Source organism: Streptomyces spongiae (genome assembly GCF_009377185.1).
GTDB lineage: Bacteria > Actinomycetota > Actinomycetes > Streptomycetales > Streptomycetaceae > Streptomyces > Streptomyces spongiae.
This window is the reverse complement of the sequence record NZ_VJZC01000001.1, coordinates 44,617-66,139: the sequence shown is the minus strand read 5'-3', so window position 1 is coordinate 66,139 and position 21,523 is coordinate 44,617. Positions and strand designations below refer to the sequence as shown.

Here is a 21,523-nt window from a genome sequence, read left to right as displayed (position 1 = left end):
GTCTCCTCATTTCGTACCGGCGTCTTCGTAGGCATCGGTGCCGGCGATGACCCCGGCGTCCACCAGTTGCTGGATGTCCTCGGCGCTGTAGCCGAGTTCGGCGAGAAGCGCGGGAGCGGACTCGCCCAGCCTCGGCGCCCCGCCTCGGGCGCGGGGCGCACCGTCGGCAACGACAGGTGTGTTCACGATGACCGGCTCGCCGTGGCGTTGCGGGTCCTTGGGGAAGATGCCGCGCACACGGAACTGCGGATCGGCCACGACGGCGTCGATGGCGTTGACCGGCCCGCAGGGCACTCCGGCGTCCCGCAGCGCGGCCATCCAGTGATCGCGCGGGGCGGTGATGAAGCGCTCTTGCAGAATGCCGGCCAGGTCTTTGCGATGGCGGAACCGTTCGTACTCGGTCGCGAACCGCTCGTCACCGGACAGATCGATGCCCAGCACCGAGCACAGCCGCGGCCAGGCGCGGTCCACCGCGCCGATGACGAGGGTCTGCCCGTCACCGCAGTCGAAGGCCTGGTACGGCGCTGCCAGGCGGTGCGCGGTGCCAAGCGGCCCGGGCACCTCTCCGGTGGCGACGTGGTCGGCGACCTCCCAGAGCGACCAGGCGGCCACCGTGTCGGCCAGCGCGATGTCCACGTATGAGCCTCCGCCACCTGCCCGGGCACGTAGCAGGGCGGCGAGCACACCGATCGCGGCCCACATGCCGCTGCCGAGGTCGGACAGGGGGAAGCCGGCCTTGGCGAGACGGCCGTCGTCAGTGCCGGTCACACTCATCAGGCCGCCGTAGGCCTGGGCGATCAGGTCGATGCCCTTGGCGTCCCGCATCGGCCCGAACTGACCGAACCCGGAGATGGAGCAGTAGACCAGGTCCGGACACTCGGCCCGCAGATCCTCGTAGCCCAGGCCCATCCGGGACATCGCACCGACGCTGAAGTTCTCCACGAGGATGTCGCTGCGGCGGGCCAGGTCGATGACGATCTGCCGGCCACCGGGGGACTTCAGGTCGACACCCAGGCTGCCCTTGTCACGATGAATGAGGTCGAACGGCAGGGAGCGGCGGTCGGGGCCCATCCTTCGCCGGCGCATTCCGTCTCCGTCGACCGGCTCGATCTTGATCACCTCGGCGCCCAGATCGGAAAGGATCATGGTGCAGTACGGCCCCGCGAGGGCGCCCGTCACATCGAGCACCCTGACGCCACCCAGAAACGGCGCCGCTCTCGTCGTCCAGCCCATCGGCACTGCCCCTTCCCCAATTCGGTCCGCACAGTGGACCACTGGACCGGTCGGCGGTCTGATGGCAAGCTAGGTGATATTTCACCGGGGCGTCAAGCAGTGTCCCGCGTACCACTGAGCCGCCGGACAGGTAGGACGGAAGAGGTCTGACATGACAGCACCGGTCTCGTACGAAGCGGAAGCAGCATGTCGCCGCCTGGTGGTGGCCTTCGCCCAGCACCTCGACCACCGGGAGTTCGACCGCGTGGCGGCTCTGTTCACCGGCGACGGCGTCTGGGACAGGCACGGTGAGCGGTTGGAGGGCCCCGAGCAGATCCTCGCCCTGCTCGAGCAACGACCGTCCACCCAACTCGAACGACATGTGATGACCACCATCCACGTCACCCAGCTGTCGCCGGACGAATGCGCCGCGACCAGCTACGCGATGATCTTCCGTGCCGAGACGGCACCGGGTCGGCCGGCCGTGGTGCAGGGCCCGGTCGCCGTAGGAGATTTCCACGACCGGTTCCGGCTCACCGACAGCGGTTGGAAGCTCTTCTTCCGGACGTCGGAGCCAGTGTTCGTCATCCGGCCCACATGACACGGCCGAAGCCGGCCCCCACCGACTCCACCGAACAAACTTGACGTCGCGATCGGTCCTCCGCATCGCAGAGAAGGACGCCCATGTCCACGCAACACCCCTTCGCCGGGCGCACACTCCTGATGTCCGGCGGCAGCCGCGGTATCGGCCTCGCGATCGCTGTCCGTGCCGCACGTGACGGCGCGAATGTCGCCTTCATCGCCAAGACCGACGCCCCCGACCCCCGGTTGCCGGGTACGGTCCACACGGCGGCCGCGGAGATCGAAGCCGCCGGCGGTAAGGCTCTCCCGATCGTCGGCGACATCCGCGACGACGACACCGTCTTCGACGCCGTGGCGAGAACTGCCGCCCGCTTCGGCGGGATAGACACCGTCGTCAACAACGCCTCGGCGATCGCCCTCAGCGGTGTCGGAGAGCTGCCGCTCAAGCGCTACGACCTGATGCAGGACATCAACGCACGCGGCACCTTCGCCCTCACATCAGCCGCCCTGCCCTACCTCCTCAAGTCGTCGGCACCGCGAGTTCTCACCCTCTCGCCACCGCTCAACCTCAACCGCCGCTGGCTGGCCCGGCATGCGCCGTACACCGTCAGCAAGTACGCGATGACCATGCTGACGCTCGGTGTGGCCGAGCAGTATCGGGAGCAGGGCATCGCGGCCGGCTGTCTGTGGCCGCGGACCCTGGTGGCGACCGCCGCCGTGCGGAACGTCGTCGGCGGCGAGGACGGAATGCGGGCGTCCCGCCGACCGGAGATCATGGCCGACGCGGCCGCGGCGATTCTCGCTCTCCCCGCATCCGAGAGCAATGGACAGTGCTACGTCGACGAGGAGGTGCTGCGTTCGGCCGGCGTCTTCGACCTGTCGTGCTACCTGCACGACGGTGCCGCCGAGGAGAGCCTCGAAACAGACCTCTTCCTGTGAGCAAGCTCCTACAGGGCTCCAGCTCGATCTCATCGCTTCCGTACCGGAAAGGGCTGTAGACCATGACCACGCCAAGTACACCAGTGCCCAGCACCGAACCACCGTCCGCCGTGCGCGTCTCGCTGACCTCCGGCCTCCTCGGCGGACTTATCGGGGCGGTGTTGAGCGCCCTCGTCAACTACGCGTTCGTCGGCGTGCCGGACGGCGCGGCGGCCAACGCCGTGAATCACGCCGTGAGCGGCCTCATCAGCGGTTTCGCAGCCGGGTTCATCGGACTCCTGGTGCATCAGCGCAAAAAAGCGTCCTCCGCGGCGGAGGCCAACTCGGCCGACCGGTAGGGCGATCACCTCCACCGGAGGTCAGGGGACCGACGTCATGCAGGTCAGCCGCGGAGGGCCCGCATGACGTCGGTGAGGACGGCGATCTGCTCGTCCGGGGTGCCGCCGACGATGCGGTTGCCGAGCCCGAGGCAGGTGGCGCCGGCTTCGGCCCATTCCTCCATGACGGTACGCCACTGTTGCCCGGGAACGGCCTGGGTGAGCAGGCGGGCCTCGAGTCCGACGGCGTCCGCGGGCCGGCCTGCGTCGCGCACGTGGGTCCGAAGACGGGCAACGACGTCGTGGGCTTTGGCGGGGTCGAGGCCGAGCGGGGCGAACATCTTGTAGCCGTCGGCGAATCGCGCGATGCGGCGCAGGGCTCCTTCGGTGGGGACTCCGCCACTGGCCATGCTGCCGGCGCCCATCCAGACGGGGATGCGGCGTGTGGGCCGGGGGCGGATGCCCGCACCGTCGAGGTCGTGGAAGGTGCCCGAGTAGTTCACACTGGGCTCACTCCACAGCAGACGCATGACCTCGATCTGCTCTTCCAGGCGTGCGCCGCGGCGGCGGGGATCCTGGCCGAGGAGAGCGACCTCACGGTCGTTCCAGCCGAGCGACACAGCCAGACGCAGCCGTCCACCCGACAGCAGGTCGACCTCGGCGGCCTGTTTGGCGGCGAGGACCGTGGGCCGCAGGGGCAACAACAGCATCGAGGTGGTGATCTCGATGCGGCTCGTGACGCCCGCCAGGTAGGCGGCGAGTGTCATGCTCTCGTGCCACGGGTCGTCAAAGGCGAAGCCCGGCGGAAAGGGACTGTCGGTCGTGACCGCCACGTGCTCGGAGAAGCTGAGGGTGTCGTAGCCCAGCTCCTCCGCCGCCTGGGCGAAGTCGCGGATCGCCGACGGATCCTCGAAGTACGGCAGGTCACACCCGAGGCGGATGGTCATGCCGACTTCTCTTCCAGCACGGCGTGGGTGCCGAACCCGCGCCGGTGGTAGGTGAGCGGCGCTCCGTCCCGGCAGGAGGCCGCGATCACCCTCCCCATCACCACGAGGTGGTCACCGCCATCGACGAACCGTGTCACCTCACAGGCGAGCCAGCCGGTGACGCCCGGCAGGCGAGGCAGCCCGGTGTCGACCTGCCAGGGCACGCCCTCGAACTTGTCGGCTCCCTTGTCGGCGAACCTCATCGCCAGCTCTCCCTGACGGGCGCCCAGTACGTTCAGGCCGAACCGTCGCTTCTGCTGCAGCAGCGACAGCAGCGTGGAGTTGCGGTCCAGGGCGACCAGGACCATCGGCGGTTCCAGGGACAGTGCCGAGAAGGCGCTGACCGTGGTGCCGTGAGGCCGGCCGTGGCTGAAGGTGGTCACTACGGAAACCGGCGTGCACACCGAACCCATGACGCGGCGGAAGAGTTCGCCGGGAACGTGTTCAGGGGTCTGTGGCGACGTCGGAGGTGGAAAATCGCTGGCATTCACAGGGGCACCGCCTTGGTCGAGAGCGCCGGACACCGATGCATGTGTGCCGTCATCGGCTCCTGATATTTCAGCTATACAGATCGCCATTCAGTACGTGGTCACGCGGCATCAAGGACTCGTCCTGCCCAGGACGGAGGAGATGACGCCGCGCAGTGTGGCCGTCGGATCGTCCACCAGGCCCTGCGAGCGCCATGCCACGTGCCGGTCAGGGCGGACCAGAAGGCAGCCGTCGTCGTCGAACTCCCGGATCCTGGTCCACTCCCCGAGGACGTCGTCGTACTCGGCACGCATCCCGATCGTCCGGGCGTCGACCGCGATTCCGCTCTCGCGCGAGATCGCCGCCGCCGCCTCGGTCCACGCCTGACCACCGACCCCGGTGAGCACGGTGAAATGGCCATGCCCGACGAGGTCGAGGGTCGAGACATGCTCGGTGCCATGCTGGAGCCAGACGTGGGGCAGGTGGGCCCCCGGGTGCGTGGTCGGGTGGTAGAAGAGCTCGGGATCCCTTGTGTACGCGGGGAACGGCGTTCCGTCGTCGACCACGGCGCTGGAGGTGTAACGCTGCCCCAACTCCACTCCGTGGCAGTTGAGTTGCCAGTTGAGCGGCGGGAGCGCATCCAGCAGAGCGGCTCGGCGGGTCGCACCAGCCTTCCCGGGGGCGAAAAGCTCGTCGACAGCGGCCCATCCCTGCTCGGCGGTCTGCCCGGGAGCCATCCCAAAGACTTCGGCGAGCGGTTGGACATCCTGGATGCTCTTGATCGCCCGGTCGATCACCTGGCGTCCTACCGGCTTGCGTTCGTCGTGGTAGGAGTCGAGCAACGAAGGATCGGCATGTCCGCGCAGCACATGGGCGAGCTTCCAGGCGAGGTTGTAGGAGTCCTGGATCGAGGTGTTGCTCCCGAGCCCGTTCGCCGGCGGATGCCGGTGCGCCGCGTCACCGGCCAGGAAGACCCGGCCCTTGCGGTACTGCTCGGCCACCAACTGGTTGATGTCCCACTGCCCGATGTGCTTGATCGTGAAGTCGACGTCGGGATCCCCGATTCCGGCCCGGACGAGCTCGGCGACGGCCTCGTCCGAAGTGTCGGCGGGCAGCATTTCATGCATCAGGAACAGGGCGTTCCACTCTGTGTGCGGCACCACCGCGGTCCAGGGGCTCACCGCCACCTGGGTACCGGGGGGCGAGACCCAGAACAGCGCGCCGGGGCGATGCTCGACGAACCTGGACAGGTCCGCTTCGATCCAGACCGTGAAGGCTGACCCGATGGCGGCCGCGCCCTCCATGGAGAACCCGAGGCTGCGGGCGACCGTGCTGTTTCCGCCGTCGGCACCGATCGCGTAGCGCGCCTCGATGTCGTACTCCACTCCGTCGTCGCGGCGCCGGACTCTGGCCCGCACACGCTCGTCGTCCTGCGTTATGTCGACGAGTTCGGTGTTGAACCGGATGTCGGCCTCGCGCTCCTGCGCCGCGGCCAGAATCACCGGCTCGAGCACGGTCTGAGGCGCGTTGCACATCTCGCACGGACTCGCCGCCTCATAGTCGGCACGCCGGTCCTGCCCCTGCCCCCAGGACATCACGCGCGCCAGTTCGACCCCGGCGAACGAGGTCGCCCACACGTTGGTACCCATCAACTCGGCGGGCATCGCGATCTCGCGCACGCGGTCCTCGATGCCCAGGTCACGCAGCACTTCCACAGTCCTCTGATTGGTGATGTGAGCGCGCGGGGTGTGCGCCGTCGACCGGTACTTGGTCAGCGTGATCGCACTGACGCCGTACTCGGCCAGGAAAGCGGCCGCAGTCAACCCGGCGGGCCCCGCGCCGACCACGAGTACGTCGGTGTGCACCACACCGCCTGCAGCGCCGCTGTCATGTGCCATAGCCGCCTCCTCATCCAGTACTGTCACCGCGATCCGCAGTTCGGACCGTCGGACCGCTATGCGGACCATTGGCAAGCTAAGTCAATGCCCAGCGGAGCGTCAAGCCGCTCGACAGCCCGCAGTCGTTGAAATTTGCCGCACCGGTTGACGCGTGTAATGCCCCATACGATAGTTCGTAACATCTCACAGCGGCCAGCTTCATAGCTCAGTCCGCCGTCACACGGGTGCCACACCGGCCCCGACCCCGATGTCTTCCATGAAGGGGTTCCGCATATGAAGGTCGAACTCTTCACACCGGTCGCGTACTACGGCGATCTCGACGCGTACGAGACGTGGCCCCTGCGACCGGGGTGGTACAACAGCGAGCACGGCATGGAATCGATGCAGTTCGGTTTCGAGCAGATGGAAGCGGCCCACGAGGCCGGGTTCGACTCGCTCAATCTCGCCGAGCACCACTACACGTCCCAGTTGACCCCGGTTCCCCACCTGTTCGCCGCAGCACTGGGTGAGCGGTTGCCCGATGCCCAGATCGCGGTCAACGGCACCGATCTCCCGTTGCACAATCCGATCATGGTCGCCGAGCAGTACGCCATGCTCGACAACCTGCTCGGCGGCCGACTGCGGTTCGCCCTGCTGCGCGGCACTCCCAACGAGTACATGACCTACGGCACCAATCCCTGGGAGGCCCGGGACAAGTTCGAGGAAGGAGTCGAACTGGTCATCCGGGCCCTGACCGAGCCCGAGCCGTTCGGCTGGGAGGGCAAGTACTTCCGTTCCCGCAACACCGCGCTGTTCCCACAGCCGGTGCAGAAACCCCACCCGAGGATCCTTCTGTCGGCCAACAGCGTCGCCTCCGCGCGCTTCGCCGGCAGGATGCGCTGCGACGCCGGCATCAGCTTCATGGCGCCGGAGAAGTGCGGGGAAGTCGTGGCCGCCTACCGTGAGGCCGCGGCCGATGCCGGCTGGACACCGACCGCGGACAACATCCTCTACCGGCAGTTCGCCTACGTCGCCGAGACCGACGAACAGGCCCGCGAGGACACCGCCGACAAGTGGCCGCAGGGCAAAGGCATATTCGCCACCGACAACCTTGACCAGTTGATCGCGATGGCCACGGCGGGCGCGGCCCTGGCCGGCGCTCCCAAGGGGGCACCCCTGGATCCCTCGATGGCGCCCAAGTTCGGCGAGCCCTTCCTCGGCAGCCCCGAGACCGTACTGGCGCAGATCCGTGAGGCGGAGCGCCACATCGGAATGGGCCGCGTCGAGTTCGCCATCGTGCCGCCGAGCAATTGCCTCAGCCACGAACAGGTGATCCGTTGCATCAAACTCATCGGCCGGGAACTAGTCCCGGTCCTTCACGCCGACGCGCCGGCCGCCGCCTGACCGACAGAGGAGCCCATGATGACCACCACACCCACCGTGCCCGGCGCCGCCTTCACGGAGCACGCGGTCGGGGCCGACGGATTCACCATCCGGTACTTCGAGGCAGGCGAAGGCGATGCCCTGGTCGTGCTCCACGGCGCCGGCGGCCCGGTGTTCTCCCTGGCGCTGGACACCCTCGCAGACCGCTACCGGGTGATCCTCTTCGAGATGCCCGGCTTCGGCGACCAGCCCAACGACCGCCACCAGTCGCTCGCCGAGATGGCCGCCACGATCGACGCGGCGACACGGGCACTCGGCCTGGAGTTCTACCACCTGCTCGGCACCTCCTTCGGCGGTGCCGTGGCCACGCACCTCGCGCTGGACCACTCGGAGCGGCTGGCCTCCCTCGTACTCGAGGCCCCGGCGACCTTCCGTGTCGGCAGCACCCCACCCGGGCCGCACCTGGCGCCGGACGAGATGCGCCGTATGTTCCGCAGGCACCCCGAGCGGATCCCGGCGTGGCAACCGCCGGACCCCTCCGCGGCGGCCCGAGTGTGGCCGCTGGTCGGACGACTGCTGGCGGAGACTCCGGAGTACGACGAGCAACTCGTGGCACGCCTGTCCACGTGCCAGGTCCGCACCCTCGTCGTGTTCGGGGACTACGACGGCGTGACCCCGCCCGACAACGGGCGCGTCTTCCGGCGCCACATGCCGAACAGCCACTACGTGCTTGTCCATGACGCGGCGCACGACATCCAGGCGGACCGGCCCGAAAGCTTCGCCGACGTCGTCGGCGACTTCCTCGCCCGCGGATGGCAGTTCGCCCTGCCCGAGGAGTCCACCCTCATCAACCCCTGAGAGCGCAGAGGACGCGTATCACCTGCCCCTTGCCCGCGGTCGGGCAAGGGGCAGGCTGCGTCGGCGCACTCCGCTGCCCCTCTCCTGGTCCGCATGGTGGACCGGCATTGTTACTCTGGGGTCTGGTGCAGGCCTGCCGAACCGTGCGAGGAGAGCAATGCGAAGCGTCCTGACCGCTCTGCGGGTGCTGGAAGCCGTTTCCCAGCTGCAACCGGTGGGACTCAGCGAACTGAGTCGGCAGCTCGGCCTGCCCAAGACGACGGTCCAGCGCGGTCTTGTCGCTCTCGCCGAAGCCGGCTGGCTCGAGAGCGACCAGGCGGACAGCACGCGCTGGATCGTCGGCACCAAGGCGTTCGTCGTCGGCAGCACGGTCGCCAATCGGGGCAGCCTGCGCGACCGAGCCCTGCCCCATATGAACGCGCTCGCGGCTGAGGTTCAGGAAACCATCCACCTGATGGTCCCTGACGGTCACCAGGCCGTGCTCATGGAACGCCTCGACAGCCCGCACCCCGTGCGCGCCTTCGCCCCCCTGGGCGCGCGCGCCCCTCTGCATGCCAGCTCCAACGGAAAGGCGATCCTCGCCCATCTGCCGGACGAGGAGACAGCCCGCTACGTGGAGCACGGCTTGGCGGCCGTCACGCAGCGAACCATCACCGAGCCCGCCAAGCTCTACGAGGAACTGGCCCTCATCAGGAAGCGCGGCTACGCGGTCGCCAACGAGGAACTGCAGGACGGCGTGGTTTCCGTAGCCGCGCCCATCCTCGCCGCCGATGCACGCCCGGTCGGCTCCCTGTCCATCTCAGCGCCGAAGGCACGAATGCCCAGGACGCTCTGGTCCGACTACGGCAAAAAGGTCCATCAGGCAGCCAACACCATCGCCGACGCTCCCTCGCCCCGATGACCGGGTAGCCCATGTGCTGGTCGGTCTTACTTGTCGGGGACGCTCGAGCGGAGCCGTGTGGTCAGGTGGTGACCGGTGGCGCGTTCCCGTTCGTAGTGGTCGGCGAGGAGGTCGTGGCCGAGGTCGTTGCGGTAGTCCCGCCACATCGAGTGGATGTGGTTGCCGTTGTCGATGGCGTTGTCGAACTCGATCAGCACGGTGCTGCCCTGGATGCGGAAGTAGTGGGGGGTTCCGGGTTCCTGGCCGCCTGCCCAGCAGAAATAGAGGTTGTCCAGTCCTTCACGTTCGACGCGGGCGAGTTGCTTGCTCGCGAGTTCACCGGGCATCCGACAGAGGTAGGTCCCGACGAGTTCGACGAGCGCGTCGCCCTGGTCAGTGGTCAGATCCTTGCCGCAGACGCCCTTCGGGTCGTCCTTGCTGAACCTCAGCGCTTCGCGGTCCTCGTCAGTGATCCGGTACCACGGGATACCCAGGTCTTCGTAATCCGGGTATTCCACCTTGCCGATGAAGGGGACCTGCCGGGTGGCGTAGTCGGCCGGTGCCACCGTGTGGATCACCGCCTGGTCCCGCTGCACGGGCGTTAGTGAGCGCAACAACGCGAAGGCCTGATCCTCCTCGTGCGCCAGGGGAGCGAGCAAGCCGGCACTGGCAGGCTGCGCCCCGAGGTTGCACGGGGTGACCGTCAGCCACCGCTGCCCGATGATGGTGTAGCTCAGGGAGATGTGGTGGCCGAGGAAGCGCCAGCCCCAGGTGTCCTCGAAACCGGGTCGGCCGAAGAACGCGAGGAAGTACTGGTCGCTGTTGCGGAAGTCGCCCGTAGGTGCGCCCAGCATCTGCTGTTCGCGCTCGCGCAGGATGTTCTCCATCGCCATGATCTGCAGCACCTGGCTGTAGCCCTGTTCGCTCAGCGACGCCGCTAGGAGACTGTGCACGAGCGTGCGCTGGTGGGAGTTCAAGCGAGCCAGCGGCACCCCCTGACGATCCGGCTTGGGAATGAAGTCCCAGTCCACCCGGCCCGGGTCGTCCATGGGGAACTCGCACTCACGCCGCTGAGCCCCGTCCATGCTGTACAGCAACGCCCATGTGGTCACCAACATGCGGCGGATGGTGTCCGGGGCCTCGTAGACCTCTGTTGTCCCAGTCGTGTCGATTGTCATGCCACACCGTCACCGGCAGTCGTCTCGACATGTGCGCGGACACGGCCTTGCTCGTCCGTCCATCCCTTGCGTTCCGCGTAGGCAATCATCTCCGCGAGCTTGTCCTGCCACGCGTCATCCTCCGCACGCCCCGCCAGGTTCGTGAGCGTGTCCGGCTTCACCCATGTGTGCGTGGACGTGACAAGGACGACCTTGAACGCGGTGAGGTCCTCTTGTTCGCACATCTCGACGGTGGGAGGGACTCGTCGGGTGTCTACGCGAAGATACACACGCCACTCCTTTGAGGCGGGGGCACAGGGCGCGCGAGCGAAGTCCTGCCGACAGCGCGCTAATGTTTCACAAGCTAGATTTGAAACATCACTGTGTCAACCTGCTGTACCTGCGGCTACTGCGGGGTGGTCTTCCGCAGCGGTACGACCTCTGTCGCGACCACGGACGGCCAGCGAGCCAGCGTACGCAGGACCCGGTTGTGGGACTGCTCGATATAGTGCCGCGCGAACTCCGCGAACTTGTCACCGTCACGCAGGAGGAAGTTGCCCTTCCACCTGCCCAGAGGGTCGAGCGGTTCGCCGTAGTCCAGCAGTTCGGAGTCGATGACCAGGATCCACACCCGTGTCATCTCCGCGGACAAACGGGCGCAGGTGCTGATCATGTAGTCGTTGCGGGTGGCCTGGGCCAGGATGGTGAACATCTGGTCGATGATCTCGACAGTGCGTCGCGTGGTCTCTCGCGTGCGCCCCTGCTCCTTCGTCAGGCTCGCAATCTCCGCGCCGCAGGCCATGATGCGGTCGAGCTGCTCGTCAGTGGCGCCGACGACACCGCGACGGGCCACCTCCGGCCCGAGAACTGCCCAGAAGTTGAAGAGATCGTCGACTGCCTTGATGGTGAGGGGCTTGACCTGGTAGCCCTTCCTCGGAAGTGTGCGCACCAGCCCCTCGTGATCGAGGCGAGTGAGTGCGTCACGGATGGGCGACACCCCGAAACCCGTATCGGCCGCGAGCCGGCGTTCGGTGAGCCGCTCCCCCGGGGCCAGTTGGCAACTGACGATGTCAGCCCGAATCCGGAGGTAGGCGGCTTCGCCGAGGGACACCGCATCCAGCTCACGGTCACTCAAGGTCATCGGTCCTCGTCTGCAGCTGGCCATCTTTGTCAATCTACAGACTACATTGCACGGGGCAGCCAGTGATGTATCACTGGGCGGGGCGGCAGCAGGGCCGCCCGAGCAGCAGGAGGCCCTGCTGCCGCAGTTATGAGAGTTACCGCAGGGGTGAACTGGCCGTCGGGTTCGCGAGGAAGTCCGGACTCTGCTTGAAGCGCTTCGAACAGTTCGGTGGGGTCGGTACCCTCGTCCATCGACGCCAGGACGAACAGCCGTGGCTCCCTGTCGTCGGGGCTGGTCCAGAGCCATGCGCGCGGATACCGGCCTTCGGGAAGAAGCCGTCCAGGCGCCGGGGACAGATCACGTCCTTGCGCGCGTGGCGGTCTGCAGTGGATCAGCTGAGCCGTTGGCTGGGCTCGCGCGTAACGGCCCGGCCGATGATCTCCTTCATGATCTCTGTGGTCCCCGCGTACAGCGTGCTGGCGCGGGCATCGAGGAACTCGCGCGCGACGGCGTACTCACGCATGAAGCCGTATCCGCCGTGCAGTTGCAGGCACTGCGAGAGCACGCGCTGCTGCAGTTCGGTCGTCCACCACTTGGCCATGGCCGCCTCGATGTCCGAGAGCCCGTCATGGACGTAGTCGTCGATGCACCGGTCGACGAAGACGCGGGCGATCTGCACCTCGGTGGCAAGCTCGGCAAGAGTAAAGCGAGTCGCCTGGAACGATGTCAGCGGCTGTCCAAAGACATGGCGCTCAGCGGTGTGGGACAACACATGGTCGAATGCGCGTTCCATGCTCGCCGCCGCGGTCACCGCCACGCTGAGCCGCTCGCGCACCAGGTTCTGCCGCAGATAGCTGAGCGCTTCACCCTCCTTCCCGAGGAGATTCCCGCGCGCCACACGGACGTTGTCGAAGAACAGTTCGGCCGTGTCCTGGGCAGCCAGGCCGATCTTGTCGAGTTTGCGGCCGCGGCTGAATCCGGGCATGTCGCGTTCCACCACGAACAGGCTGAGGTGCCCGCTGCGCGGTGCCGGATCGGTCTTGGCCACGACGACAACCAGGTCGGCGAGGATGCCGTTGCTGATGAAGGTCTTGGTGCCGTTCAGGAGGTAGTCGTCACCGTCGGCCACGGCGGTCGTGGCGATCCCTTTGAGGTCGCTGCCGGTGCCGGGCTCGGTCATGGCGAGGGCGGCCACGCGCTCGCCGGCGCACAACTGAGGGAGCCAGCGGGCCTTCTGTTGGTCGGTGCACAGCTCGTCCAGGTAGGGAGCAACCAGGTCGTTGAAGCCCGAGAGGCCCATGACCACTGAGGTCGCCCCCACACGGGTGAGTTCCTCGTTGATCACCACGCTGTAGCGGAAGTCCGGCTCCCCTCCCCCACCGTGGCGCTCGTCGACGCCCATGCCTAGAAGCCCCAGGGCGCCCGCCTTGGCGTACAGCGCGCGGTCGACGGCACCGGCGGCGCTCCACTCGTCGAGGTGAGGGGCCACCTCGCGTTCGGCGAAGTCCCGTGCCACGGACCTCAGTTGCTCGTGCATAACGTCGAAGACACGTCGTTTCATCCGTCCTCCAGAACGGTTCGGAGGGGAGTGCAGAGCGAAGGTGCCCTAACGGGCCGCTCTCCGGAGCGGCGGCAGGCACGGCACGCATGTCCGCAGATGGATACGACTCCCGGCTTGACGTTAGACATGCCTCCGACGACCGTCAACGAATCATCGAAATTTGAGAACGATCGAACTGTCCCGGAGGCGCCGTGACCCGCCGACCACATCCCGTCAGGCGTGTCGCACCAGGGCGAGGAACTCCTCGTACGCCGGTCGCTCCCACACCTCGTAGAGCCGGCGGAACGTCATGGACGACCTGGTGGCCGGCCAGTCCGGGCCCAGGTGCGCGGGGGGAAGTCCGGGATCCGCCCGCAGCAGGCGGAACCAGTCCGCCAACAGGGAGATGAGGCGGGCCAGCTCGCCATCGCGGCCGCTCTCGGTGGTTTCCCAGCGGTCGAGGAAGGTCTGGTGCTCCTGGCGCAGGACATTCAGGTCCCAGACTCTGGCGATCAGGGCGGGCAGTTCCGTGGGGCGCCGTGGTGTCGCGGTGAACAAGTCGACCGTGGCAGTCAGTTCGTCCGCTTCGGGAAAGCCCGCCAGCACGTCCTCGATCTCGGGCGCTCCCGGGGCGATCCACACTCCGTCCCGCAGTGCGCCGAAGCCTGCCCAGGTGAGCCGCGCCCGCAGTTGGTGTCGCAGGTCACGCCGACTTTCCGGAACCGAGAAGCTCAGCAGCGTCCACTCGCCGAAGGCATGATCGAACGGGCGGGGAGACAGGACCCGGTCCCGGCCCCGGGTCAGCTGGGCTCGCCCGGCGTCACTGAGGTGAAAGGCGACCGTCCGCCCCTGCCGGACGCGCAGCAGCACGCCTCGCCGCACCATCCGGGACAGAACGGCCCTGGCGGCGCTCTCGTTCACGCCGACGTCGCCGAGAATCCGTACGAACACTCGCGACGCAATCGCCTCGCCGTGACCGTGGTCAAGCGCGACGGTTGCCACCAGAGCCAGGACGAGTTCCTGAGGCAGTCCGCGCGCGAGGTCTTCCTTGTCGGGATCGGCGGGCTCCTGCCCCGCGGCGTCCACACTCGCCGTTTCGTCACGCTTCACTTCGGCGGATCCTAGACGGTCGACACGGATACATCCAGAGACGCCGATCAATGCCCTTCCGGCGCGCCCAGCAGATAGGCGATGACCGCCGCCTGGAGCTGCTTCCTCAGCTCGGTCCATGGCAGGGGCCGATCCGACTCGAGGAACTCACCCTGGGTGGCCCGGTGTGCCACGGCGGCGTAGACCAGGCGGTACGCGAAGTCGAGGGCGGCTGCTCGGTCGGAGTGGGCGATGGAGATGTGACCGAGAGCCTCGACGAAGCGGTGGTTGCCCTCGACGCTGACGCGCGAACCCAACGTCTTCACCGCCTCGTGGCGGGTGCCGAGGAGGAGGAAGACACCCAGCAGGTGTTCGTGCGTCCGGAAGGCGTCGACGATCGCCCCTACCGCTTCGGCGACCTCGTCGGCAGGGTCCGGGAAGGTCCGCAGCCGCTCTGCGGACACCCGCTCTGCGATCTCGGCCCGGAGCATGTCGGTGAAGGCGTGCTGAATGGCGTACAACAGCCCTTCCTTGTCACCGAAGTGCCGATAGATGCTGCCGACCGCCACGCCCGCGCGCTCGGCGACGGCAGCGACTGTGAGCGCGTCCACCCCTCCTCCTTCGAGCACCGCGAACCCGGCACGAAGGATGCCCTGTTGTGAACGGCGACTGCCTTCCTGAGGAGCGGCCGGTCTACGCACGGTGGAGTCAGTCACTCACGCATCCTATCGACCGCACACTTGACGTTCACGCTGGCGTTATGTGAATCTCGATTCATTCGAAGGACGTCAGTCCCTGGGGCTCACGTGCCAGGCTGACGTCAACACTGCAACTGATGTGAATCTCAGTTCACACGTGTCAGTTCTGATGCACATCGTCATCGGCTCAGGGGCCGACCGCCCATTTCCCACTCCTCACGCCCAACCCTCCCCCCACAACGGCGCGGGGCTTTTCTGGAGGTGCACTGTGGACCCGATCTACGACATCGCCGTCGTCGGGTACGGACCGACCGGACTCACCGCCGCGTCGCTGCTGGGCCGGCTCGGCCACCGGGTCGTTGTATGCGAACGCTGGCCCGGCCTGTACGGACTGCCCCGGCTCACCCACATCGACCACGAGGCGGCCCGCACCATCCAGGCGGCGGGCGACGTCGACCACGCGCTGCGCGACTCGTCCCTGTCCGAGTACGTGTGGGTCAACGGCAAGGGCCAGACTCTGATCAAGATCCCGGCGGACCCCAACGGTCCGCTGGGTTTTCCGGACCACATCTCCATGTACCAGCCCGACATCGAGTGCGCCATCGACGAGCGTCTGCGCACCTACGGAACCGTGGATGTCCGCCAGGGCTGGGCGGTGACCGATCTGGAGCAGGACGCGGACGCCGTCACCCTGCGGCTGCGTGGATGGAACGCCGACAAGGTGACCGCCGACGGTCCGCACGACCAGGTCCGCGCCCGCTACGTGCTCGCGGCGGACGGCAGCCGCAGCGGGGTTCGCGAACTGCTCGGCGTGGAGCGGCAGGACTTCGGCTTCAACGAGCAGTGGCTCAACATCGACACCGAATGGCTGCGCCCTCAGCCTCCCGAGTACGCGGTCGGCACGCAGTACTGCGACCCGGCGCGCGGTCACATGACCATCAACATCGGAACCCGCCGTCAGCGCTTCGAGTTCGCCCTGCTGCCGGGCGAGACGACCGAGGAGATGACCACCCCGGAATCCGCCTGGCGTCTCCTGCGCCAGTACCACGACCTGGGGCCCGACGACCTGCGGGTCGTTCGCCGGCTGGTGTACGGCTTCGAGGCTCGCATCGCCACCCGCTGGCGGGTGGGCCGCGTCTTCCTGGCGGGCGATGCCGCCCACGCCATGCCCCCGTACCTCGGCCAGGGCGCGTGCAGCGGTATGCGCGACGCGACCAACCTCGCCTGGAAGCTGCATCTGGTGCTCGGCGGGCAGACCCCCGACACGCTGCTGGACACGTACGAGAGCGAGCGCCGCCCGCACGTCACCGTGCTCACTCATGCGGCGATCGGGCTCGGCAAGGTCGCCAACACCCATGACGTGGAGGCCGCGGCTGCCCGGGACGCGGCCTTCGCCGCAGGCAGGATTCCTCCCCCGCCTCCCTTCCCGCCGATCAGCAACGGCGTCCTGCGGCAGAACGCCGTCACCCCCGTCGGCATCCTCACTCCGCAGGGCCGCATCCGGACCGCCGACGGGACGACCGGGCGGTTCGACGACCTCACCGGCTTCGGTTTCGCCCTGGTCACGGCCGAGGACCCGACGGAGGCCCTGGGACCGGAGCGCCTTGCCCTGCTGGAACGCCTGGGATGCGCCGTGGTCTCGCTCGACACCGTGGAAGACCTCGACGGCCGGCACGGGGCCTACCTTCGGCACCTTGGCGCGGTGGGCTATCTGGCCCGCCCCGACTTCGTGCTGTTCGGTACGGCCGTGGACCGTACGGACCTCGGCGCGCTGGTGGACGACCTGAACGCAGCTCTGTTCGGAACAGTGAGGACTGCTGCATGACGCTCGAGAACCCGGAGACCGCCCCCCTGTCGCCGCTCGTGGCCGCGCAGCACCGGGCGATGCCCTTCACCCGGCTCGTCGACTGCGGGATGGACCACGCGGACGCCCACCGGCTCCTCTCGGACACAGCCAGTGGGATGCCCTGGGAGGAGTCCGCCGCGCTCCTCGCGGACACCTGGCTGGAGCGCGCCCGTCTCGCCGAGGGGGCCGGGCATCTCACGACGGCCCGCGAGTCGTACCAGTACGCGTCCGCCGCGTTGATGTTCGCGCAGATGGCGTACCAGACCGACAACGACGACAAACGCGAGCTGTACGCCCGTCACACCGCCGCCACCGCCTCGGCCGCCGGCCTCGCCGTTCCCTACGCGTCACGCATCGAACGGGTCGAGATCCCTCACCGCGACAGCACCCTGACCGGCTGGCTCTGCCTGCCGCCCACCGGCGCCGCCCGGGCCACCGTCGTCGTCTGGGGCGGCCTGAGCGGATGGGGAGCGGCGTACCTGCGCATCGCCGACGCCTACACCGCGCGCGGACTGGCCTGTCTGCTCGCGGAAGGTCCCGGCCAGGGCGAATCGCGGCTGCGTCACGGCCTCTACTTCGACGAGAAGGTCACCGAAGGCTTCGCCCGCTTCATCGATCTCGCCGAGGCCGACTCCCGCCTCGACGGCGGCATGGGCGTCCAGGGCATCAGCTTCGGCGGTCTGTTCGCCGCGCACCTGGCCGCCGCCGACCCACGCGTAGCCGCGGTGGTGGTCAACGGTGCCCCGGCCGCGCCGACGACACCCGAGTTCCGTACCGCCCGCGAACAGATCTCCGCAGCGGTCGGCACCGAGGATCTGGACCGGGTGACCGAGGTCATGCACAGCCTCCGCTTCGACCCTGACACGCACCGCGTCACCTGCCCGCTACTCCTGCTGCACGGCGGCCGCGACCCGCTCGCCCGCTACGAGGACCAGGAGCCCTTCCTGCGCGCCGCCGATCCCGCCACCGCCACCTTGCGCATCTGGCCGGACGGCGAGCACACCCTGTACAACCATGCCGCCGAACGCGACGCGTTCACCGCGGACTGGTTCACGGACCACCTCACTGGCGACAACTTCCCGAACAGCGAGGAGTAGCAATGGACTTCACCGTCGAGACCGCCACTGCCGCGGTCGTGGAGAGCTTCCAGGGAACCAAGGACGCCCGGCTGCGGGAGCTGATGGAGAGCCTGACCCGCCATCTGCACGCCTTCGTGAAGGACATCGAACCCACGCTGGATGAATGGGAGGCCGCGATCGGCTTTCTCACCGCCACCGGCCAGAAGTGCGACGACACCCGGCAGGAGTTCGTCCTGCTCTCCGACGTTCTGGGCGTCTCCATGCTCGTGGAGACCATGAACGGGGACGAGCAGGGCACCGAGAGCACGGTCCTGGGCCCCTTCCACATGACCGAGTCGCCACGCCGCGAACTCGGTGACTCCATCGACCTGTTGGGCACCGGTCGGCCCTGTGTCGTCTCCGGCCGGGTCCTCAGCCCCGACGGCACTCCCCTGGCCGGGGCCGAGCTGGACGTGTGGCAGTGCACCGAGGACGGCTTCTACGACGTGCAGCAGCCCGACGTACAGCCACCGGGCAACGGGCGCGGGCTGTTCCACACGGACGTCGAGGGCCGCTACTGGTTCCGTACCGTCGTCCCCTCCCACTACCCGATCCCGACCGACGGACCGGTGGGCGGCCTGCTCCGCGCCACCGGCAGGCACCCCTACCGGCCCGCCCATGTGCACTTCATCGCCAGTGCCCCGGGCCACCGGCCTGTCACCACGCACGCGTTCGTCGCGGGCAGCCCCTATGTGGACTCCGACGCCGTCTTCGCGGTCAAACGGGGGCTGATCACCGACTTCACCGAGTCGCAGGACCAGCAGGAGGCCGAGCGCTTCGGCGTGACCACCCCTTTTCGGCACGCGACGTTCGACATCGTCCTGGCGACGGCCCCGGACCACGCGCCATGAGCACCTTCACATACGAGGCCCTGCCCATGCGCGTGGTGTTCGGCGCCGGAAGCCTGGACCGACTGCCGCAAGAGGCCGAGCGGTTGCACCTGCGCCGACTGCTGGTGCTGTCCACGCCCGGACAGCGGGACCTCGCCGAACGAGCGGCCGCGCTGCTCGGCGAATCCTGCGCCGAGGTCTTCGCCGAGGCGCGCATGCACGTGCCCGCCGGCATCGCTTCGAAGGCTCTGGAGGTCGCTCGTGACGTCGCCGCGGACGGCTGCGTGGCCGTCGGCGGCGGCTCCACGATCGGCCTGGGCAAGGCGATCGCGCTGAAGTCCGGACCACCGGTCATCAGTGTGCCGACGACCTACGCCGGATCCGAGATGACTCCCATCTGGGGACTCACCGAAAACGGCCGCAAACAGACCGGCCGGGACCGGTCCGTCCTGCCACGCAGCGTGGTCTACGACCCCGAACTCACCCTGCGCCTGCCGGTCGACGTGTCGGTGACCAGCGGCTTCAACGCCATCGCGCACGCGGTTGAGGCCCTGTACGCGCCGGACGCCTCACCGATCGTCTCCCTGATGGCCGAGGAGGGCGTACGTTCCCTGGCCACCGCCCTGCCGGCCGTCACCGCCGCCCCGCACGACCTGGACGCCCGCACCGCGGCGCTGCGCGGCGCCTGGCTCTGCGGGAGCTGTCTGGGGGCGACCACCATGTCGCTGCACCACAAGCTCTGCCACATCCTCGGCGGCACCTTCGACCTGCCCCATGCACCCGCCCACACCGTCCTGCTCCCCTACGTCGCCGCCTTCAACCTCCCCGCCGCCCCGGCCGCCGAGCGCGCCCTCCGCCGCGCCCTGGCCACCGACGACGTACCGGAACACCTCGCGCGGGTTGCAACCGAACTCGGGGCACCGCGGTCTCTGGGCGAACTCGGCCTCACCGAACACGACCTCACCGAGGTGATCGCCCAGGCCCAGAGTCGGCCTTACGCCAACCCCCGCCCCGTCTCCGCCGACGACATCCGCGCGATCCTGACAGACGCCCTGCGGGGCACTCTCGCCCCTCGGGCATCCTCCAGATCACCGGAGTGATCCAGTACGTCGAGAATGCCGTGCTGAGTTCAGGTGCGTTCATCGGCTCGACTCCATCACCTCACCTTCGTCCACCGTGGTGAGGGCGCCGGTGTGTTCGGCTTCGTCGACGTCCCCTGCCGGTCGGAGGCACTTGCACGTCCACACCTGAGACGTACAGCGCCTGCCGCTGACGCGCGTTGCAGGCGGATCTGACCGCCGTCATGCGCCGGGATGCCAGGGTGCGAGCGCTGCGTCGACTGCGCCGACCACCAGGTCGTCGTCCAGCCGGGCACCGAGCATGAACCGCTGGAACAGCAGCGGACCGAGGATCCGGGCGACCAGTTCCCTGGCGTTCTGCTGGACGCCGGGGCGGAGTTCACCGCGTTCGACGGCAGCGGCGAGCACGCCGGCCAGGTGCTCGTCGGCTCGGCCGAACATCTCCTCTCGGACACGCCGCACGCCCTCGTCCCGCTCCGCCCGCTCGATGACGGTCGCGATGACCGAAGCGGAGACAGGCTGGTTGAGCCAGTCCGCCTGCTGCTGCAACTGGGTCACCAACTGGTCACGGACCGGGCCGTCGTCCAGCGTGAGCAGGGGGCGGGCGCCGTGGGCCACGGCGTCAAGGAGCAGGGATTGCAGGTCGGGCCAGTGCCGGTAGACGGTGGCCCGTCCCATTCCGGCACGCTCGGCGACCGCTGCATGGGTGACCCGTTCCGGTCCTCCCTCGACGAGGAGTGCGGTGGCAGCGGCCAGGGCGGAGGCACGACTGCGGAGGGCACGGGGGTCGTTGCTGTTCCGGGGCATGTGGCCGCCTCTTTCACACATCAATCTGTGAGACATGTTGACTCACAACTCCTTTTCGATACATACTGTCTCACAGATGACGAGCAACAGCCCCAAGGAGGCATCACATGTCCATGAGCGAAAACGCCATCGCCCTCCGCTTCGCCGACCGGGCCACCGCCTACCAGGCACTCAGCGACCTCAAGCACCTCACCTCCGCCACTACCGAAGTCCGCGGCGCGATCCTGATCGAGCGCCAGGAAGACGGCACGGTCCGCATCCCCGAGGGGCTGGAGACCAAGGCAGGACGCAACACAGCCGTCGGCGGGCTGGTGGGCTCACTGGTCGGCATCCTCGGCGGCCCCCTCGGCGTACTGATGGGCTGGGGCATCGGCGCGGCGATCGGCTCGGGCTACGACTACAAGCGGGTCACCGAGGCCACCGGCGCCGTCGGCGCGTTCACGCCGCACGTCCCGCCGGGGGGCACGGCCATCCTCGCCGAGGTGCGGGAGTCCGACACTCAGGCACTGGACCTGCTGGCCATGCGCTACGACGCCGTCCTCGAGCGCCGCCCGGCCGACTCGGCTCGGACCGAACTGAAGGCCATGGAGGAGGCCGCGGACCGGATCAGGAAGGAGGAGGCGAAGCAGGAGCGCGACCGCAAGCGCACCGAGACCGAGCAGAAAATCAAGGGCCACGTCGCAACGCTGAAGCAGAAGATCGCCGCGTAACCGGCGCGGACGCCCCGGACACGG

22 protein-coding genes are annotated in these 21,523 nt (G+C 68.1%); 11 read left to right on the top strand and 11 right to left on the bottom strand.

Annotated elements, in window-relative coordinates:
* Positions 1-6: 6 nt before the first annotated feature.
* The gene (locus FNH08_RS00275) at positions 7-1,233 is read right to left on the bottom strand and encodes a CaiB/BaiF CoA transferase family protein (RefSeq protein WP_152769164.1); all 1,227 of its coding nucleotides are present in this window, start codon (positions 1,231-1,233) and stop codon (positions 7-9) included.
* Positions 1,234-1,384: 151 nt separating this feature from the next.
* Between FNH08_RS00275 and FNH08_RS00270 the strand changes: the two genes are divergently transcribed.
* The 3 genes from FNH08_RS00270 to FNH08_RS00260 all read left to right on the top strand — a co-directional run bounded on the left by FNH08_RS00270 (position 1,385) and on the right by FNH08_RS00260 (position 3,071).
* Positions 1,385-1,813, top strand: a complete 429-nt coding sequence (locus tag FNH08_RS00270; protein WP_152769163.1) for a nuclear transport factor 2 family protein — start codon at positions 1,385-1,387, stop codon at positions 1,811-1,813.
* Positions 1,814-1,896: 83 nt separating this feature from the next.
* Positions 1,897-2,733, top strand: coding sequence for an SDR family oxidoreductase (locus FNH08_RS00265; RefSeq protein ID WP_152769162.1), 837 nt, complete (start codon positions 1,897-1,899; stop codon positions 2,731-2,733).
* Between the two features lie 62 nt (positions 2,734-2,795).
* Entirely contained in the window at positions 2,796-3,071 is a 276-nt protein-coding gene (locus tag FNH08_RS00260; protein WP_152769161.1) for a hypothetical protein, read from the top strand.
* Between the two features lie 44 nt (positions 3,072-3,115).
* On the opposite strand, the gene FNH08_RS00255 is transcribed toward FNH08_RS00260, so the two are convergent.
* From FNH08_RS00255 to FNH08_RS00245, 3 genes are all read right to left on the bottom strand, one after another.
* On the bottom strand, positions 3,116-3,997 hold the full coding sequence (locus FNH08_RS00255) for an LLM class F420-dependent oxidoreductase (RefSeq protein ID WP_152769160.1): 882 nt from the start codon (positions 3,995-3,997) through the stop codon (positions 3,116-3,118).
* Positions 3,994-4,449 carry a flavin reductase family protein gene (locus tag FNH08_RS00250; RefSeq protein WP_152769159.1) on the bottom strand — a complete coding sequence of 152 codons (456 nt, stop codon included), beginning with the start codon at positions 4,447-4,449 and terminating at the stop codon, positions 3,994-3,996. The genes FNH08_RS00255 and FNH08_RS00250 overlap by 4 nt, the downstream gene beginning before the upstream one ends.
* A 186-nt stretch (positions 4,450-4,635) precedes the next feature.
* Positions 4,636-6,402 (bottom strand): FAD-dependent monooxygenase, encoded by a 1,767-nt coding sequence (locus tag FNH08_RS00245; protein WP_152769158.1) that lies wholly within the window; start codon positions 6,400-6,402, stop codon positions 4,636-4,638.
* Positions 6,403-6,675: 273 nt separating this feature from the next.
* On the opposite strand from FNH08_RS00245, the gene FNH08_RS00240 reads away from it, so the two are divergent.
* From FNH08_RS00240 to FNH08_RS00230, 3 genes are all read left to right on the top strand, one after another.
* Positions 6,676-7,785 carry an LLM class flavin-dependent oxidoreductase gene (locus FNH08_RS00240; RefSeq protein WP_152769157.1) on the top strand — a complete coding sequence of 370 codons (1,110 nt, stop codon included), beginning with the start codon at positions 6,676-6,678 and terminating at the stop codon, positions 7,783-7,785.
* An 18-nt stretch (positions 7,786-7,803) separates the two neighbouring features.
* Entirely contained in the window at positions 7,804-8,622 is an 819-nt protein-coding gene (locus FNH08_RS00235) for an alpha/beta fold hydrolase (protein WP_194238303.1), read from the top strand.
* 157 nt (positions 8,623-8,779) lie between these two features.
* Positions 8,780-9,523 carry an IclR family transcriptional regulator gene (locus tag FNH08_RS00230; protein ID WP_152769155.1) on the top strand — a complete coding sequence of 248 codons (744 nt, stop codon included), beginning with the start codon at positions 8,780-8,782 and terminating at the stop codon, positions 9,521-9,523.
* 26 nt (positions 9,524-9,549) lie between these two features.
* Here FNH08_RS00230 and FNH08_RS00225 read toward each other — a convergent pair whose 3' ends face one another.
* The 6 genes from FNH08_RS00225 to FNH08_RS00200 form a co-directional block, all read right to left on the bottom strand.
* Entirely contained in the window at positions 9,550-10,620 is a 1,071-nt protein-coding gene (locus tag FNH08_RS00225) for a DUF3500 domain-containing protein (protein WP_194238302.1), read from the bottom strand.
* Positions 10,621-10,676: 56 nt separating this feature from the next.
* Positions 10,677-10,949 (bottom strand): hypothetical protein, encoded by a 273-nt coding sequence (locus tag FNH08_RS00220; RefSeq protein ID WP_152769153.1) that lies wholly within the window; start codon positions 10,947-10,949, stop codon positions 10,677-10,679.
* Positions 10,950-11,065: 116 nt separating this feature from the next.
* Complete coding sequence (locus FNH08_RS00215) at positions 11,066-11,794, bottom strand: GntR family transcriptional regulator (protein WP_194238301.1); 729 nt, start codon at positions 11,792-11,794, stop codon at positions 11,066-11,068.
* A 379-nt stretch (positions 11,795-12,173) separates the two neighbouring features.
* Entirely contained in the window at positions 12,174-13,343 is a 1,170-nt protein-coding gene (locus tag FNH08_RS00210; RefSeq protein ID WP_152769151.1) for an acyl-CoA dehydrogenase family protein, read from the bottom strand.
* Between the two features lie 213 nt (positions 13,344-13,556).
* A complete protein-coding gene (locus tag FNH08_RS00205; RefSeq protein WP_194238300.1) occupies positions 13,557-14,432 on the bottom strand; it encodes a PaaX family transcriptional regulator in 876 nt (291 codons plus the stop codon).
* Between the two features lie 47 nt (positions 14,433-14,479).
* On the bottom strand, positions 14,480-15,112 hold the full coding sequence (locus tag FNH08_RS00200; protein WP_322723386.1) for a TetR/AcrR family transcriptional regulator: 633 nt from the start codon (positions 15,110-15,112) through the stop codon (positions 14,480-14,482).
* Positions 15,113-15,377: 265 nt separating this feature from the next.
* Here FNH08_RS00200 and mhpA point away from each other — a divergent pair, with 265 nt between their 5' ends.
* The 4 genes from mhpA to FNH08_RS00180 are packed head-to-tail and all read left to right on the top strand — an operon-like array spanning position 15,378 to position 20,003.
* Complete coding sequence (gene mhpA, locus FNH08_RS00195) at positions 15,378-16,934, top strand: bifunctional 3-(3-hydroxy-phenyl)propionate/3-hydroxycinnamic acid hydroxylase MhpA (protein WP_322723361.1); 1,557 nt, start codon at positions 15,378-15,380, stop codon at positions 16,932-16,934.
* Positions 16,931-18,052: an alpha/beta hydrolase family protein gene (locus FNH08_RS00190; protein ID WP_152769149.1), complete on the top strand. Its 1,122-nt coding sequence runs from the start codon at positions 16,931-16,933 to the stop codon at positions 18,050-18,052. The genes mhpA and FNH08_RS00190 overlap by 4 nt, the downstream gene beginning before the upstream one ends.
* A 2-nt stretch (positions 18,053-18,054) precedes the next feature.
* Positions 18,055-18,924, top strand: coding sequence for a dioxygenase family protein (locus FNH08_RS00185; RefSeq protein ID WP_152769148.1), 870 nt, complete (start codon positions 18,055-18,057; stop codon positions 18,922-18,924).
* Positions 18,921-20,003: a maleylacetate reductase gene (locus FNH08_RS00180; protein WP_152769147.1), complete on the top strand. Its 1,083-nt coding sequence runs from the start codon at positions 18,921-18,923 to the stop codon at positions 20,001-20,003. Before FNH08_RS00185 ends, FNH08_RS00180 begins: the two co-directional genes overlap by 4 nt.
* Positions 20,004-20,204: 201 nt before the next feature.
* Here the strand turns inward: FNH08_RS00180 and FNH08_RS00175 are convergent, their stop codons facing one another.
* Positions 20,205-20,789 carry a TetR/AcrR family transcriptional regulator gene (locus FNH08_RS00175; RefSeq protein WP_194238299.1) on the bottom strand — a complete coding sequence of 195 codons (585 nt, stop codon included), beginning with the start codon at positions 20,787-20,789 and terminating at the stop codon, positions 20,205-20,207.
* A 107-nt stretch (positions 20,790-20,896) separates the two neighbouring features.
* On the opposite strand from FNH08_RS00175, the gene FNH08_RS00170 reads away from it, so the two are divergent.
* Positions 20,897-21,499: a hypothetical protein gene (locus FNH08_RS00170; RefSeq protein ID WP_152769145.1), complete on the top strand. Its 603-nt coding sequence runs from the start codon at positions 20,897-20,899 to the stop codon at positions 21,497-21,499.
* Positions 21,500-21,523 lie beyond the last annotated feature (24 nt).